At 72.2% G+C, this 14,899-nt stretch carries 14 protein-coding genes; 9 read left to right on the top strand and 5 right to left on the bottom strand.

Going from position 1 to position 14,899, the window contains the following annotated elements:
• Positions 1-84: 84 nt before the first annotated feature.
• Positions 85-483 (bottom strand): VOC family protein, encoded by a 399-nt coding sequence (locus tag IF46_RS0101495; RefSeq protein ID WP_030486426.1) that lies wholly within the window; start codon positions 481-483, stop codon positions 85-87.
• A 99-nt stretch (positions 484-582) separates the two neighbouring features.
• Here IF46_RS0101495 and IF46_RS0101490 point away from each other — a divergent pair, with 99 nt between their 5' ends.
• The 8 genes from IF46_RS0101490 to IF46_RS0101455 all read left to right on the top strand — a co-directional run bounded on the left by IF46_RS0101490 (position 583) and on the right by IF46_RS0101455 (position 10,730).
• Positions 583-1,560, top strand: a complete 978-nt coding sequence (locus tag IF46_RS0101490) for a helix-turn-helix transcriptional regulator (protein WP_030486425.1) — start codon at positions 583-585, stop codon at positions 1,558-1,560.
• Between the two features lie 254 nt (positions 1,561-1,814).
• On the top strand, positions 1,815-2,981 hold the full coding sequence (locus IF46_RS0101485) for an acyl-CoA dehydrogenase family protein (protein ID WP_030486424.1): 1,167 nt from the start codon (positions 1,815-1,817) through the stop codon (positions 2,979-2,981).
• Positions 2,971-4,185 (top strand): acetyl-CoA C-acetyltransferase, encoded by a 1,215-nt coding sequence (locus tag IF46_RS0101480; RefSeq protein ID WP_030486423.1) that lies wholly within the window; start codon positions 2,971-2,973, stop codon positions 4,183-4,185. The genes IF46_RS0101485 and IF46_RS0101480 overlap by 11 nt, the downstream gene beginning before the upstream one ends.
• A 16-nt stretch (positions 4,186-4,201) precedes the next feature.
• On the top strand, positions 4,202-6,391 hold the full coding sequence (locus IF46_RS0101475; protein ID WP_030486422.1) for a 3-hydroxyacyl-CoA dehydrogenase NAD-binding domain-containing protein: 2,190 nt from the start codon (positions 4,202-4,204) through the stop codon (positions 6,389-6,391).
• The gene (locus IF46_RS0101470) at positions 6,388-7,515 is read left to right on the top strand and encodes a CaiB/BaiF CoA transferase family protein (RefSeq protein WP_030486421.1); all 1,128 of its coding nucleotides are present in this window, start codon (positions 6,388-6,390) and stop codon (positions 7,513-7,515) included. The genes IF46_RS0101475 and IF46_RS0101470 overlap by 4 nt, the downstream gene beginning before the upstream one ends.
• Before the next feature lie 206 nt (positions 7,516-7,721).
• Entirely contained in the window at positions 7,722-8,975 is a 1,254-nt protein-coding gene (locus IF46_RS0101465; protein WP_030486420.1) for a DUF2786 domain-containing protein, read from the top strand.
• Positions 8,976-9,123: 148 nt separating this feature from the next.
• Positions 9,124-9,480: a YciI family protein gene (locus tag IF46_RS0101460; RefSeq protein WP_232233914.1), complete on the top strand. Its 357-nt coding sequence runs from the start codon at positions 9,124-9,126 to the stop codon at positions 9,478-9,480.
• A complete protein-coding gene (locus IF46_RS0101455; RefSeq protein ID WP_030486418.1) occupies positions 9,477-10,730 on the top strand; it encodes an RNA polymerase sigma factor in 1,254 nt (417 codons plus the stop codon). The genes IF46_RS0101460 and IF46_RS0101455 overlap by 4 nt, the downstream gene beginning before the upstream one ends.
• Positions 10,731-10,807: 77 nt before the next feature.
• Here IF46_RS0101455 and IF46_RS32085 read toward each other — a convergent pair whose 3' ends face one another.
• The 4 genes from IF46_RS32085 to IF46_RS0101435 all read right to left on the bottom strand — a co-directional run bounded on the left by IF46_RS32085 (position 10,808) and on the right by IF46_RS0101435 (position 14,500).
• Positions 10,808-10,981: a CsbD family protein gene (locus IF46_RS32085; protein WP_036390803.1), complete on the bottom strand. Its 174-nt coding sequence runs from the start codon at positions 10,979-10,981 to the stop codon at positions 10,808-10,810.
• 74 nt (positions 10,982-11,055) lie between these two features.
• Positions 11,056-13,302, bottom strand: a complete 2,247-nt coding sequence (locus tag IF46_RS0101445; RefSeq protein ID WP_030486417.1) for a heavy metal translocating P-type ATPase — start codon at positions 13,300-13,302, stop codon at positions 11,056-11,058.
• A gap of 12 nt (positions 13,303-13,314) precedes the next feature.
• The gene (locus IF46_RS0101440) at positions 13,315-14,277 is read right to left on the bottom strand and encodes a hypothetical protein (RefSeq protein ID WP_030486416.1); all 963 of its coding nucleotides are present in this window, start codon (positions 14,275-14,277) and stop codon (positions 13,315-13,317) included.
• 13 nt (positions 14,278-14,290) lie between these two features.
• Complete coding sequence (locus IF46_RS0101435; RefSeq protein WP_030486415.1) at positions 14,291-14,500, bottom strand: heavy-metal-associated domain-containing protein; 210 nt, start codon at positions 14,498-14,500, stop codon at positions 14,291-14,293.
• Between the two features lie 95 nt (positions 14,501-14,595).
• Here IF46_RS0101435 and IF46_RS0101430 point away from each other — a divergent pair, with 95 nt between their 5' ends.
• Positions 14,596-14,892 (top strand): metal-sensitive transcriptional regulator, encoded by a 297-nt coding sequence (locus tag IF46_RS0101430; RefSeq protein ID WP_030329541.1) that lies wholly within the window; start codon positions 14,596-14,598, stop codon positions 14,890-14,892.
• The last annotated feature ends 7 nt before the right edge of the window (positions 14,893-14,899 follow it).

The raw sequence follows: 14,899 nt of genomic DNA, 5'->3' as shown, positions 1-14,899 counted from the left end.
CGTGGATCGCCGAGCACCGCCCACCTCGCCTCACCGACGGCGACGAGGCCGAGTAGTTCACGCGCGCTGGCTGCGCCAACCTGGTCAGCGGCCGAACTTCTCGATCGCGTCGGGGGTCACCGGGGTGAAGAAGTTGACCAGGTTGCCGTCGGGGTCGCGGAAGAGCAGGGCTCGGTTACCCCAGGGCATGGTCGTGGGCTCGTTCACGAAGTCCTCCACCACGTTCTTCAACTTCTCGTAGAGCGCGTCCACGTCTGCCACGAGGAACTCGATGATCACGGTGTGATTGTCGGCCGGGCGGGCCGACCCTGGCGCGAACAGTGGGACGGTGCGGGTACTGCCGATCGCCAGCGTGCCGTGGGCAGTGCGCAACTCGGCGAAGTCCTCGTTGCCCCAGGCCGCCTGCACGCCCGTGATCTTTTCGTAGAAGCCGACCAGGCGGTTGATGTCGCCGGTGATGATGCGTATCGATACGAAATCCATGCCTTCTCCCTGCTCAGTACGGTCGGTACCGGTCTGTCGTCAGCACGCTAACCGGAATACTGGACAGATCCGGTCCAGTATTCGGGTTAAGTTCAGACCGTGGCACGACCGACAGCCCAGGTGCTCGCACTGCTGGGGCTCTTGCAGTCCGGCGGCGTCCGGACAATGGCCGAGCTTGCCGAGCGCCTCGGTGTCGAACCGCGCACAGTGCGGCGCTACGTGAGTCACCTGGTCGACCTCGACGTACCAGTGGAGTCGGTGCGCGGTCGCTACGGCGGGTATCGGCTCGCCGCCGGCTATCGTCTGCCGCCGCTGATGTTCAGCGACGACGAAGCCTTGGCCGTCCTACTCGGCCTGGTCGCCGGCCGCCGTGCCGGGCTGGCGACGGCTACAGGTACGGCGGGCGAGACTGCCGCCGCGAAAATCCGGCGCGTCCTGCCGTCGCGGATCGCGGACCGGCTGGACGCCGTACTCCAATCCCTCGCCTTCACCACCGAACCCGGCGACTTACCCGCGCCGCAGACAGACGTACTACTCACGGTCGCTGAGGCGGTCCGCCAGCACCGGCCGATTTCACTCCAGTACACCTCGCGCAACGGCAGGCGTAGCGTCCGCGCGCTGCATCCGTTCGGGCTGGTCAACCATGCGGGCCGGTGGTATGTAACCGGAGCCGATCCGGACATCGGTGAGGATCGAACCCTTCGGCTCGACCGCATCGCGGACGCGAGAACGCTGCCCGGCTCGTTCGAGCCGCCCGCCGGGCACGATCCCGCAGGGCACCTCCTCGCCTCGATGGCACAGGCGCCGTACCAGCATGCGGTGTCGCTGCGGATACAAGGAACACGTGAGCAGATCCGCAGGCAGCTACCGGCCAGCATCGCCGAGGTGCGAGAGGGTGCGGACGAAGGCTGGCAGGACGTGGAGATCCGGGCAGAGCGTCTCGACTGGTTACCCACTGTGCTCGCCGCGCTCGACCTGCCGTTCGTCATCGAACGCCCCGACGAACTCCGCGACCGTGTCGTCGCACTCGCTGAGCGGTTGGCGGCCTCCGGTCGACGTGAGTCGACCCGCAGTTAGTCGCCCGAATTGATCCATACGGCCGAGCTTCCGAAGTCCTACCAGGAGCTACCCGACGGACGGCGACGAGGCCGAGTGGTTCACGCGGCGCTGCTCACGCACGCGGGGGTCTGCTCAGGACGGCGCGTTCACGCGCCGGGCTCGGCGCTGGCGGGCTGCGGACATCTGCCCCTCGCGGACGACCCAGAAGCTTGTGTCCGGCTGCTGATCACGACTTATTGACAGGGTGCCAACAGCGCGCGAGGGTGGTGCACATGCCGACGCCCCCGCCCCACGGCTCCCCCTCACCCTGGCGCGAGCCGGAGCACGACGACCTGGCCGAACTGGCCCGCACCTTCTTCACCAGGGAGGTGTTGCCGCACGCCGAGCGCCTGCTGGCGCAGGGCCACCCGGACCGGAAGCACTATCGGCACGCCGGTGAGTTGGGGCTGCTCGGCCTGTCGGTCCCGCAGGAGTACGGCGGTGGGGGCGGCGGGTTCACCCACGAGGCGGTGCTGCTGCACGAGCAGGCGTACGCCGGGGAGAGCAGCCTCGGGTTGGCCGTCCACAGTGGCATCGTCACCGGCTACCTGGTGGCGTACGGCAGCGACGAGCAGAAGCGGCGCTGGCTGCCCGGCCTGTGCAGCGGTGAGCTGGTCGGCGCCATCGCGATGACCGAGCCGGACGGCGGCTCCGATCTGCAGGCGATGCGTACCCGGGCGGTCCGTGACGGCGACGACTACCTGGTCACCGGCGCGAAGACGTTCATCACCAACGGCGGCCTGGCTGATCTGATCATCGTGGCCGTGAAGACGGACCCCGAGCAGCGGGCGGCAGGTGTCTCGCTGCTGGTGTGCGAGGTGGGTGGCGACCCGGAGGGTTTCCGCCGAGGCCGGCTGCTGTCCAAGATCGGGCTGCACGCCAACGACACGGCGGAGCTGTTCTTCGACGAACTCCGGGTACCGGCGGCCAACCTGCTCGGTGACGCCGAAGGGTTGGGATTCATCCAGCTCATGCAGCAGCTTCCGCAGGAACGGCTGGTCATCGGCGTCGGCGCGGTCGCGGCAATGGAACGGGCGGTCGCGCTGACCGTCGCGTACGCCAAGGAGCGCACCGCCTTCGGCAAGACCCTGATGGGTCACCAGAACACCCGGATGGTGCTCGCGGAGTGCGCCACCCGTACCCGGGTCAGCCGGGTCTTCCTGGACGACTGCATCGTCCGGCACACCAGCGGCGATCTGGACGTGGCCACCGCGGCGATGGCGAAGTCGTGGCTCACCGACGGGCAGTGCGAGGTCATCGACCGGTGCCTTCAGATCTTCGGCGGCTACGGCTACACGACGGAGTACCCGATCGCCCGGATGTACGCCGACGCCCGCGTCCAGAAGATCTACGGCGGCACCAACGAGATCATGAAGGAGTTGATCGCCCGTGCCCTCTGAGGCGTACGTCTATGACGCGGTCCGCACCCCGCGCGGACGCGGCCGGGACACCGGCGCGCTGCACGGGGTCAAGCCGATTTCCCTGGTGGTCGGCCTGATCGACGCGTTGCGTGAGCGCAACCCCGGCCTGGACGTCGGTCGGCTGGAGGACCTGCTGCTCGGCATCGTGACCCCGGTTGGCGAGCAGGGCGGCGACCTGGCACGGGCGGCGGCCCTGCTGGCCGGGCTTTCGGATCAGGTGGCTGGGGTGCAGCTCAACCGGTTCTGCGCCTCCGGGCTGGAGGCGGTCAACTCCGCCGCCGCGCGGATCCGCTCCGGCTGGGAGCATCTGCTGCTCGCAGGCGGGGTCGAGTCGATGTCCCGGGTGCCGATGGGCTCCGACGGGGCGGCCTGGGCCACCGATCCGCAGACCGCGCTGGCCACGTCGTTCGTACCGCAGGGCGTCAGCGCGGATCTGATCGCGACCTTGGAGGGGTTCACCCGCGACGACGTGGACGGCTATGCGCTGCGGTCGCAGGAGCGGGCCGCCAAGGCGTGGGCCGGCGGGCACTTCGCCCGCTCGGTGGTGCCGGTGCGCGACGGCAACGGGCTGGACATCCTCACCGTGGACGAGCACCCGCGCCCGCAGACCACCCGGGAGGCGCTGGCCCGGCTCACCCCGTCCTTCGCCACGATGGGCGAGGCGGCCGGCTTCGACGCGGTCGCCCTGCAGAAGTTCCACTGGTTGGAGGCGATCGAGCACGTCCACCACGCGGGCAACTCGTCCGGCATCGTGGACGGCGCGGCGCTCGTGCTGATCGGCTCGGACGACGTCGGTCGGGACCTCGGCCTCACCCCGCGTGCCAGGATCGTCGGCGCGGCGGTCAGTGGCGCCGACCCGACGTTGATGTTGACCGGTCCGATCCCGGCCACCCACAAGGCGCTCGCCGTCGCCGGGCTGACCCTCGACGACATCGACCTCTTCGAGATCAACGAGGCCTTCGCCGCCGTGGTGCTGAAGTACATCCGCGACCTGGGCCTCGACCCGGACCAGGTGAACGTCAACGGCGGCGCGATCGCTCTCGGCCACCCGCTCGGCGCGACCGGAGCGATGCTGCTCGGCACGGCGTTGGACGAGTTGGAGCGCCGCGACCTGCGCCGCGCCGTGGTGACCCTCTGCATCGGCGGCGGCATGGGCGTCGCCACAGTTCTCGAGCGCTGCTGACCCGGGGAAGAGACCAATGACCAACACCATCCGGTACGACCGCAGCGCCGACGGCATCGTCACGCTCACCCTGGACGACCCGACGCAGTCGGCCAACACCATGAACCGCGCGTACGCCGCCTCGATGAGCGCGGTGCTGGATCGGTTGGAGGCCGAGCCCGATCTCATCGGGGTCATCGTGACCAGCGCGAAGTCGACCTTCTTCGCCGGTGGCGACCTGCCCGAGATGATCCGGGCCACCCGGGCCGACGCACCCGCGTTGGCGGACCTGCTCGGCACCATCAAACGGGACCTGCGCCGACTGGAGACGCTGGGCCGCCCGGTGGTCGCCGCGGTCAACGGCTCGGCGCTCGGCGGTGGCCTGGAAATCGCGCTCGCCTGCCACCACCGGATCGCGCTGGACGCCCCCGGCAGCCGGCTCGGGCTGCCCGAGGTGACCCTGGGCCTGCTGCCCGGGGCGGGCGGTGTCACCCGGACGGTACGGATGCTCGGCCTGGCCGGTGCGCTTACCACCGTGCTGCTCACCGGCCGGCGGATGCGCCCGGCCGAGGCCCTGGCCACCGGGCTGGTCGACGAGGTGGTCACCACCGAGGCGGAGCTGCTGGACCGGGCCCGGGCCTGGATCGCGGCCAACCCACAGCCGAGGCAGCCGTGGGACCGGCCGGACTACCGGATGCCCGGCGGCACCCCGGCCAGCCGGTCGCTGGCCGCACAACTGCCGGCCTTTCCGGCGACCCTGCGTAAGCAGCTCAAGGGTGCCCGGCTTCCCGCGCCCGAGGCGATCCTGGCCGCCGCCGTCGAGGGTGCCCAGGTCGACCTGGAGACCGCCCTGACCGTGGAGACCCGGCACCTGATCGGTCTGCTCACCGGGCAGGTCGCCAAGAACATGATCGGTGCGTTCTTCTTCGACCTGAGGGCCGTCAACGGCGGCGCGGCCCGACCGGCCGACGTGGACGCGCCGCCGGTACGCCGGGTGGCGGTCCTCGGGGCCGGCATGATGGGCGCGGGCATCGCGTACGCCTGCGCCAGCGCCGGGCTGGACGTGGTGGTCAAGGACGTCACGCCGGAGGCCGCCGGCCGGGCCCGGGAGCACGCCGAGCGGTTGTTGGCCCGCAAGGTACGCAAGGGCCACGCGACGGAGGCGGACGCCCGCGCCGTACTGGACCGGATCACCACCACCGACCAGGTGGACGCGCTGACCGGCTGCGATGCGGTGATCGAGGCGGTCTTCGAGGACCCGGCGCTGAAACAGGCGGTCTTCGCCGAGGTGCTGCCCGTGCTGACGCCCGACGCGCTGCTCGCCTCCAACACCTCCACCCTGCCGATCACCTCGCTGGCCGCCGGGGTCGACCGGCCGGCGGACTTCATCGGCATGCACTTCTTCTCCCCGGTGGACCGGATGCCGTTGCTGGAGATCGTGGTGGGCGAGCGGACCGGGGACGTGGCGCTGGCTCGGGCGTTCGACCTGGGCCGGCGGATCGGCAAGACCCCGATCGTGGTGAACGACGGCCGGGGCTTCTTCACCAGCCGGGTGATCGGCCGGTTTCTCGACGAGGCGGTCGGCATGGTCGCCGAGGGTGTTCCCGCCGCGTCGGTGGAGCAGGCCGCCCTGCAGGCCGGCTACCCGACCGGGCCGTTGGCGCTGGCCGACGAGGTCAGTCTCACGCTGATCCAGCGGATCCGCCGCCAGTTCGAGGCGGCCAGCGGAGAGTTCCTGCCGCTGCCGGCGCACCGGCTGGTCGACGAGCTGGTCGACGCGTACGACCGGCCGGGGCGTGCCGCCGGACGCGGCTTCTACGCGTACGACGACGGCAGCCGGGGCCGATTGTGGCCCGGTCTCGCCGACCTGATCACCGAGGCGGGTCGAGCGGTGCCGTTCACCGACCTCCAGGAGCGGATGCTCTTCGCCGAGGCGCTGGACGCGCTGCGCTGCCTCGACGAGGGGGTGCTCCGCACCGAGACCGACGCCAACATCGGCTCGATCCTCGGCATCGGTTTCCCGGCGTGGACGGGAGGGGTGATCCGCTACGTCCGGCAGTACGCGGGCGGCCCGGCCGGCTTCGCGGCGCGCGCCACCGAGCTGGCCGACCGTTACGGCGACCGCTTCACGCCCCCCGCCGACCTGGTCGACCGACTCGCCGCCTCGGCCGACCGGCCCGCCGAACAGGTGGGCATCCGTTCCGCCGAGACTGCGGACGTCGCGTGACGTCGGCGCGCGGTGGGCCGCTCGCCGGGCTGCGGGTGGTCGAGCTGGCCAGCCTCGCCCCGGCGCCGTTCGGCTGCATGGTGCTCGCCGACCTCGGCGCGGACGTGGTGCGGGTGGACCGGCCGGGCGCCCCGGGTGCGGGCCGGCTGGCCGCGCCGACCAGCGGGCCGTTGCAGCGCGGACGGCGGGTCACCGCGCTGGACCTGAAGTCCCCGGCCGGGGTGGCGGACCTGCTGCGCCTCGCCGAGCGCGCGGATGTGCTGGTCGAGGCGTACCGGCCGGGGGTGGCCGAACGGCTCGGCTTCGGGCCGGAGGTGTGCCAGGCCCGCAACCCCCGACTGGTGTACGCGCGGATGACCGGCTGGGGTCAGGACGGCCCGCTGGCAGCCCGAGCCGGGCACGACATCGACTACATCGCGGTGGCCGGGGCGTTGGAGCCGCTGGGGCGGGCTGGCGAACGCCCGTACGCGCCGATGAACCTGCTCGGCGACTTCGGCGGCGGCGGCATGCTGCTCGCCGTCGGTGTGCTGGCCGCGCTGCTGGAGCGGGAGCGCTCCGGCTTCGGCCAGGTGGTCGACGCGGCGATGGTGGACGGTTCGGCGCTGCTCACCTCGTTCCTGCACGGGCTGCTCGGCACCGGCCTGTGGGCCGCCCCGCGCGGGCGCAACATGTTCGACGGCGGGGCACCGTTCTACGACACGTACGCCACCGCCGACGGTGGATTCATGGCGGTCGGCGCGATGGAACCGGCCTTCTACGCCGTACTCCTCACCGGCCTCGGCCTCGCCGACGACCCGGACCTGCCCGCCCAGTACGACCCGAGCGGCTGGGATGAGCTGCGCCGCCGGTTCACCGAGCGATTCGCCGAGCGCACCCGGGACGAGTGGACTGCGGTCTTCGCCGACCTGGACGCCTGTGTCGCACCGGTGCTCGCGCCGGGCGAGGCGCACCAGCACCCGCACAACGCGGCCCGGGGCACGTTCGTCGAGGTCGGCGGCGAGATCCAACCGGCGCCAGCACCCCGCTTCGACCGCACCCCGACCGACCGGCCAGTCTCAGCACCTGACCCGGAGCAGGACGCCGTGGCGGTCGAGGAGATCCTCAGCGGCTGGCCGCAGCCCTGACCACCACCTCCCACACCCCACCTCCACCACGATGATCAAGAGGTTTGCGTCAAGAATTCGCCAATTGCTGACGCAAACCTCTTGATCGGGTGAGCAGGGCGGAAAGGCCGGAGGGGTCGGGACATCCCCGTTTCGCGACTCCCGCACGACTAGCGGCATGATCATGGAGCCTGGAGGGGCAGCGACAGCCAGAGAAGGAGGTGCCCGTGCCGGACGCGGACGAACTAGTCGCCAACGCGCTCGCGGCGGTGCGCGGCACCGACGTACGACAGGCCGAACGGCAACTGGACCAACTGATGGTCGGCACCGGCGCGGCGGACGGCACCACGGCGGTGGATGTCGCGCTGTTGCATCGCCTGGTTCGCGGCCTGGGCCGGCTCTGGCCACGCGGGTGGCAGCCGGTCGACGTGGACCGGCTCGTCGGCCGGCGGCTCGACGCCCGCGCGGCTCGGTTGGTCCGCGACGCGATGGCCGCCCAGCGGCGCGAGCAGGCAGAGCCGGTCCCGGCCTGGTGGGACGACCAGCTACGGGAGCTGGCGGGCAGCGCCGAGGAGAACGTGCTGACCGGTTGGGCGACCCGGGAGGGCCTGGACCGGGCCGACGCGCTCCGCGCGGCCGTGGACACTCTCGCGCTGGTGGAGAGTCTGCCGCCGATCGCGGTGCTGCGCCCACCGCCGGGCACGGCCGGCGCGGCGACCGCCCGGACCGCCGGCAGGTCGCGCAGTGGGTCGCCGATGCTGGATCGGGTACGGGCGCTGCTGGCCAAGGCCGAGTCGACGACCTTCCCAGCCGAGGCGGAGGCGCTGACCGGCAAGGCCCAGGAGTTGATCACCCGACACAGCATCGACGAGGCGCTGCTGGCCGCCGGGGCGGAGCGCGACGACGTGCCCGGCGGGGTACGCCTGAGCACCGACACCCCGTACGCGGGCGCGAAGGCGCTGCTGGTGCAGGAGGTGGCGGCGGCGAATCGGTGCGAGGCGGTCTGGTCCGACGATCTCGGCTTCGCCACCGTGCTGGGCTGGCCGGCCGATCTGGTGGCAGTGGAGTTGCTCTACACGTCGCTGCTGGTCCAGGCCACGGCGGCGATGCTGCGGGGGCGTGCCGAGCGCCGGCCGGGGTCGGGGCGGCGGACGAAGGTGTGGGACGAGTCCTTCCTCAACGCGTTCGCGCTGCGGATCGGCGAGCGGCTGCAGAACGCCACCAAGGCGGCGACCGAGGCGGCGGACCAGGCGGCGGCCGAGACGGCCGGGGCGGAGCGGCTGCTGCCGGTGCTCGCGGCGCGGGGCGAGGCGGTCCGGGAGCGGCTGGACACGCTCTTTCCCGGTGTCACCCGGCACCGGCTCAGCGTTCGGGATTCCGAGGGTTGGTCGTCCGGCACCTCGGCCGCCGACCGGGCGTCGCTGGACGTCGGCGGCGGCCGGCAGCCCCGACAGGTGCGCGGTCGACCCGATCCGCGCTGAACCACCCGGCGTGGGACCGCCTCCAGCGGACGTTTCTGCGATTTTCTTCGGTACGCGGTAGGGATCGGGGCAACGGCTCCGACCCTCCGGTGAGCCGCACCCCGATCGGGGTGCGACAGGAGCCTGAGGAGCATCGACTGTGAAGTACATGCTGCTGATCTGGAACCGGCCCGGCTTCACCGAGGGGCTGAGCGAGCAGGACCGCACCGCCCTCTTCGGCGAGGTCGACGAGATCATGAAGGAGCTGACCGAGACCGGTGAGCTGATCGGCGGCCAGGCGTTGGCCAACCCGTCGCAGACGCTGACGGTCCGGCTCGTGAACGGCGAGACCGAGGTTGTCGACGGCCCGTTCATGGAGAGCAAGGAGCAGTTCGCCGGTTACCTGGCCGTCGACTGCGACAGCCCGCAGCGGGCCGCCGAGATCGCCGCCCGCTGGCCGGACGTCCGGTACGGCGGCGCGATGGAGGTCCGCCCGATCATGGACGAGGCCGGGACGGAGATGTGACCGAGGACCGGACGGTCGAGGACCTGCTGCGGACGTTCGCGCCGCAGGTCCTCGGCCTGCTGGTCCGCCGACACGGACAGTTCGACAGGTGCGAGGACGCGGTCCAGGAGGCGCTGCTCGCCGCCGCGACGCAGTGGCCCGGGCAGGGCGTACCGGACAATCCGCGCGCCTGGTTGCTCACCGTGGCCACCCGCCGGCTCACCGACGAGTGGCGCAGCGAGAGCGCCCGCCGGGACCGCGAGGTGGCGGTGGCGAGACGCGAGCCGGCGTACGCCCAGGTGGCGCCGGCGGCGGACGCGGAGCCCGCCGCCGCGGCCGACGACGACACCCTCACGCTGCTGTTCCTCTGCTGCCACCCGGCGCTGACCGGATCGGCGCAGGTGGCGCTCACCCTGCGGGCGGTCGGTGGTCTCAGCACCGCTCAGATCGCCCGGGCGCACCTGGTGCCCGAGGCGACGATGAGTCAGCGGATCCGCCGGGCCAAGCAGCGGATCGAGGCGGCCGGTGCCCGGTTCAGCATGCCGGGGCCGGCTGAGCGGGACGAGCGGCTGGGGGCGGTGCTGCGAGTGCTCTATCTGATCTTCAACGAGGGCTACACCGCCTCCAGCGGGCCGGATCTGCGCCGGGCCGACCTGACCGGCGAGGCGATCCGGCTGGCGCGCATCCTGCGCGGGCTGCTGCCCGACGACGGCGAGGTGACCGGGCTGCTGGCACTGATGCTGCTGACCGACGCGCACCGGGCGGCCCGGGTGGGGCCGGACGGGGAGTTGGTGCCACTGGCCGAGCAGGATCGCTCGCGGTGGGACGCCGCCGCCATCGCGGAGGGGATCGCCCTGATCACCGAGGCGTTGACCTGGTCACCGCCCGGTCCGTACCAGCTCCAGGCGGCGATCGCCGCCGTGCACGCCGAGGCGTCGACGGCGGCGGAGACGGACTGGCGGCAGATCGTCGCGCTCTACCGACTGCTGGCCCGGATCGCGCCGAACCCGATGGTCACCCTCAACCAGTCGGTGGCGGTGGCCATGGTCGACGGGCCCCGGGCCGGGCTCGCCCTGCTCACGCCGTTGGACGCCGACGAACGCACGGCCGGGCACCACCGGCTCGCCGCCGTCCGGGCTCATCTGCTGGAGCTGGCCGGGGACGTCGGTGCGGCGCGGGAGGCGTACCTGACGGCGGCGCGTGGCACCACGAGCCTTCCCGAGCAGCGGTACCTGGAGTTGCGGGCCGCTCGGCTGGCCGGGCAACGCTGAGGGGTGCCATCTTGCCGTTTTGGCCGCACGCCGGGCCAGTGATGATCACCGGCCCGGCGTGCGAATCACGTCGTACGTCAGCTCTTGAAGGCGTCCTTGATCTTCTCGCCCGCCTGCTTGAGCTTGGCGGTGGACTGGTCAGCGCGACCCTCCGCCTCCAACTGCTCGTTGTCGGTGGCCCGACCGGCGCCTTCCTTCAGCTTGCCGGTCGCGTCCTCGGTGGCGTTGTTGATCTTATCGTCGATACCCATTGCCAACCTCCATTGCAAGCGTCGCTTCAACCGCAGAGGTACCCCTGCCGTCACCGGTCCAACCATTACCGCCGTCACAGAACACCAGCGGCCGGACGAAAGCGACGCAGCCGCAGACTGTTGGCGACCACGAAGACCGAGGAGAGCGCCATCGTGGCACCGGCGATCATCGGGTTGAGCAGCCCGGCGGCGGCCAACGGCAGGGCGGCCACGTTGTAGCCGAACGCCCAGAACAGATTGCCCCGGATGATGCCGAGCGTGCGTCGGGCCAACCGGATGGCGTCCACGGCGGCGGCCAGGTCGCCCCGGACGAGGGTGAGGTCGGACGCCTCGATCGCCACGTCGGTGCCGGTGCCCATGGCCAGCCCCAGGTCGGCCTGCGCCAGCGCCGGGGCGTCGTTGACCCCGTCACCGACCATCGCCACCGACCGCCCCTCGGCCTGAAGCCGTTTGATCACGTCGACCTTCCCGGCCGGCAGCACCTCGGCGATCACCTCGTCGACGCCCACTTCGGCGGCGACCGCGCGAGCCACTGTGGTGTTGTCCCCGGTCAGCAGGACCGGAGTCAGCCCCAGAGCGCGCAGCCGGGCCACCGCCGCCCGACTGTTCGGGCGGACCACGTCGGCGACCGCGAGCACGCCGCGGGCCCGCCCGTCCCAGCCGGCGACGATCGCCGTACGGCCGGCGGCCTCCGCATCGCGCACGGCCCACTCGACCTCTGGCGGTACGACGATCTCGCGCTCGCGCAGCAGCCGGACCCGGCCGACCAGCACCACCCGCCCGTCGACGGTGCCGGTCACACCCAGCCCTTCGAGGTTGCCGAAGGCGGTCACCGGGGGCAGCGCGCCCGCCTCGGCGGCACCAGCGGCGACCGCACGGGCGATCGGGTGCTCGGAGGCGGCCTCCACCGCCCCGGCGAGCCGGAGCAGCTCGGCCCGGTCCACGCCGCTCGCCGGCACCACGTCCACCAGGGTCATCCGGCCGGTCGTCACGGTGCCGGTCTTGTCGAGCACCACGGTGTCCACCCGCCGGGTCGACTCCAGCACCTCGGGCCCTTTGATCAGCACGCCGAGCTGGGCGCCCCGGCCGGTGCCGACCAGCAGCGCCGTCGGTGTGGCCAGGCCGAGCGCGCACGGGCAGGCGATGATCAGGACGGCCACGGCGGCGGTGAACGCGGCAGTCGGGCCGGCTCCGGTGCCGAGCCACCAGCCGAGGGTGCCGACAGCGAGGGTGATGACGATCGGCACGAAGACTCCGGAGATCCGGTCCGCCAGCCGCTGCACGGCCGCCTTGCCGCTCTGTGCCTGCTCGACCAGGTCGGCCATCCGGGCGAGCTGGGTGTCCGCGCCGACCCGGGTGGCGGTGACGATCAACCGCCCACCCGCGTTGATCGTGGCACCGACCACGGCGGCGCCCGGGGCGACCTCGACCGGCACCGACTCGCCGGTGAGCATGCTGGCGTCGACCGCTGAGGTGCCCTCGTCGACCACCCCGTCGGTGGCGATCTTCTCCCCGGGGCGGACCACGAACCGATCACCGACGGCGAGCCGGTCCACCGGGATCAGCGTCTCCACCCCGTCGCGCAGCACCGCCACGTCCTTGGCGCCCAGGTCGAGCAGGGCGCGCAGGGCGGCGCCGGCGGTGCGCTTGGACCGGGCCTCGAAGTAGCGACCGGCCAGGATGAACACGGTGACCCCGGCGGCCGCCTCGAGGTAGATGTTGCCGGCGCCGTCGGTCCGGGTGATGTCGAAGCGGAACGGGTGCGTCATTCCGGGCATCCCCGCGTCACCGAGGAAGAGCGCCCAGAGCGACCAGCCGAACGCGGCCAGGGTGCCGAGCGACACCAGCGTGTCCATGGTGGCCGCGCCGTGCCGCAGGTTGGTCCAGGCGGCCCGGTGGAACGGCAGGCCACCCCAGACCACCACCGGAGCGGCCAGGGTCAACGACAGCCACTGCCAGTAGTCGAACTGCCAGGCCGGGACCATGGCCAGCAGGACCACCGGCACGCTCAGGGCCGCCGAGATCCAGAGTCGGGTACGCGGGCCCCGCAACGGGTCGACCGGCGGTTCCGCGCTGGGCGGGGCCGGCAGCGCGGCCGTGTAGCCGGTCTTCTGGACGGTCTCGATCAGGTCGTCCGGCGTGACGCCGTCGGCGTACCGGACGGTCGCCTTCTCGGTGGCGTAGTTGACGGTGGCGCTCACCCCGTCCATCCGGTTGAGCTTCTTCTCGATCCGGGCGGCGCACGCGGCACAGGTCATCCCGCCGATCGCCAACTCGATCCGGTTCGGCGCCTCGGGCAGCGGTCTGCTGGTGGTGGTCATCGTCTGGTCCCGTCAGTTGTGCCCGTGCCCGGGGGCGCCGTGCTCAGCGCCGCCGGTCGGTGCGGGTCCGCTCGGGGTGGGTCCGCTCGGCGTGGGGGCAGGCCCGGTCGGGGCAGCGCCGACGACCACGGTGAACTCGGCGGTGTGCACCCGCCCGCCGTGCAGGAAGTCGAGGTAGAGCCGGTAGGTGCCGGCCGAGGGCACCTCGGCGAGGAAGGTGACGGCCGGGCCGGGCCGGGTGCGCCCGTCACCGGGCGTCCCGTCCGGATGCACGTGCAGGTACGCCAGGTCACCCCGCCGCAGCGCCACCAGATGCCCGTACGCACCCAGGTAGGGCTCCAGGTCGGTGATCGGCTGCCCGTCCCGGCTCACGGTCAGGGTCAGCGGTGACGTGTGGCCGGGCTGCGGCGCACCGCTCAGGGTGACCGTGTAGCCGTCGACGGTGGTGCTGGTCGCCGGAGCGGGCAACGGCCGTTCGGTCAGCTCGCCGGGGACGGTCACGTCCACACCGAGGGTCAACGGCTCGCCCCCGGTCGGGGTGAAGTCGGCGAACGCCCGCCACTGCCCGGGGCCGGTCAGCGGGGTGTCGACCCGCCAGGTGCCGTCCGGGGTCAGGTCGGGGTGCACGTGGCGGAAGCCGGCGAGGTCCCGTCGGGCGACGATCAGGTGCATCTTCTTGTCGTGCGCCACGTCGTAGCCGATCACCGGGCGGCCGTCCGGGCCGGCGATCCGGAAGGCGAACTCGCCGGGCCGGGCGTCGACCGGTTCGAGGGTGTAGCCGCGCTCGGAGACGAGCAGGCCGCCGGGGAGAAGGTCCGCCGGGCCGTCCCGCTCGTCCGTCGCGGGGGTGGCGGCACCGCCGGGCCGGCTCTCGGTGACCGGGGCGGGGTCGACGACCCGGCCGATCCCGTACGTCACGCCGAAGACCGCCGCCAGGCCGACGGCGAACCCGGCCAGTCTCGTCACCGTACGCACGCCGGCCCGCCGATCACGCGTCGACGAGGTCGTAGCCGGCCTCGTCGACGGCGGCGCGGACAGCCGCCGGGTCCAACGGCTGCTCGCTGCTGACGGTGACCCGGCCGGCCGCGAGGTCGACCTGGACGTCCCGCACGCCCGCGATGGCGCCGACCTCGGCGCTCACGGCGCTGACGCAGTGCCCGCAGGTCATGCCCTGCACCTGGTACGTCGTGTTGACCATCGGATCGTCTCCCTTTCAGTACCGGTACCCGGTGGGGGTATCTCACCAGAACACGACCGTAACATACCCCCCAGGGGTACGCTATCCTCGTCGGCATGACCGCACCCACCCCGATCCGCGGATACACCGCCAGCAAGGACCAACTGCTCGCGCGGCTCCGCCGCGTCGAGGGGCAGGTCCGGGGCATCGAGAAGATGGTCGACGACGACCGCTACTGCATCGACGTGCTCACCCAGATCTCCGCGATCCAGGCCGCCCTCGACAAGGTGGCGCTGGGGCTGCTCGACGGGCATGCGCGGCACTGCATGCACGAGGGCGCCGCCGAGGGTCGGGCCGACGAGATGGCCACCGAGATGATGGCGGCGGTCGGCCGGCTCATGAAGCGCGGCTGACCGCCAC

The sequence above is a fragment of the Micromonospora chokoriensis genome (assembly GCF_000718555.1).
In the GTDB taxonomy this organism is placed as follows: domain Bacteria; phylum Actinomycetota; class Actinomycetes; order Mycobacteriales; family Micromonosporaceae; genus Micromonospora; species Micromonospora chokoriensis_B.
This window is presented reverse-complemented; position numbering and strand designations above follow the sequence as displayed.

Excerpts from the sequence above, each read along its gene's own strand:
- IF46_RS0101495 (WP_030486426.1), bottom strand. The coding sequence starts at position 483 with ATGGATTTCGTATCGATACGCATCATCACCGGCGACATCAACCGCCTG.
- IF46_RS0101485 (WP_030486424.1), top strand. The coding sequence starts at position 1,815 with ATGCCGACGCCCCCGCCCCACGGCTCCCCCTCACCCTGGCGCGAGCCG.
- IF46_RS0101475 (WP_030486422.1), top strand. The coding sequence starts at position 4,202 with ATGACCAACACCATCCGGTACGACCGCAGCGCCGACGGCATCGTCACG.
- IF46_RS0101460 (WP_232233914.1), top strand. The coding sequence starts at position 9,124 with ATGCTGCTGATCTGGAACCGGCCCGGCTTCACCGAGGGGCTGAGCGAG.
- IF46_RS32085 (WP_036390803.1), bottom strand. The coding sequence starts at position 10,981 with ATGGGTATCGACGATAAGATCAACAACGCCACCGAGGACGCGACCGGC.
- IF46_RS0101445 (WP_030486417.1), bottom strand. The coding sequence starts at position 13,302 with ATGACCACCACCAGCAGACCGCTGCCCGAGGCGCCGAACCGGATCGAG.
- IF46_RS0101435 (WP_030486415.1), bottom strand. The coding sequence starts at position 14,500 with ATGGTCAACACGACGTACCAGGTGCAGGGCATGACCTGCGGGCACTGC.
- IF46_RS0101430 (WP_030329541.1), top strand. The coding sequence starts at position 14,596 with ATGACCGCACCCACCCCGATCCGCGGATACACCGCCAGCAAGGACCAA.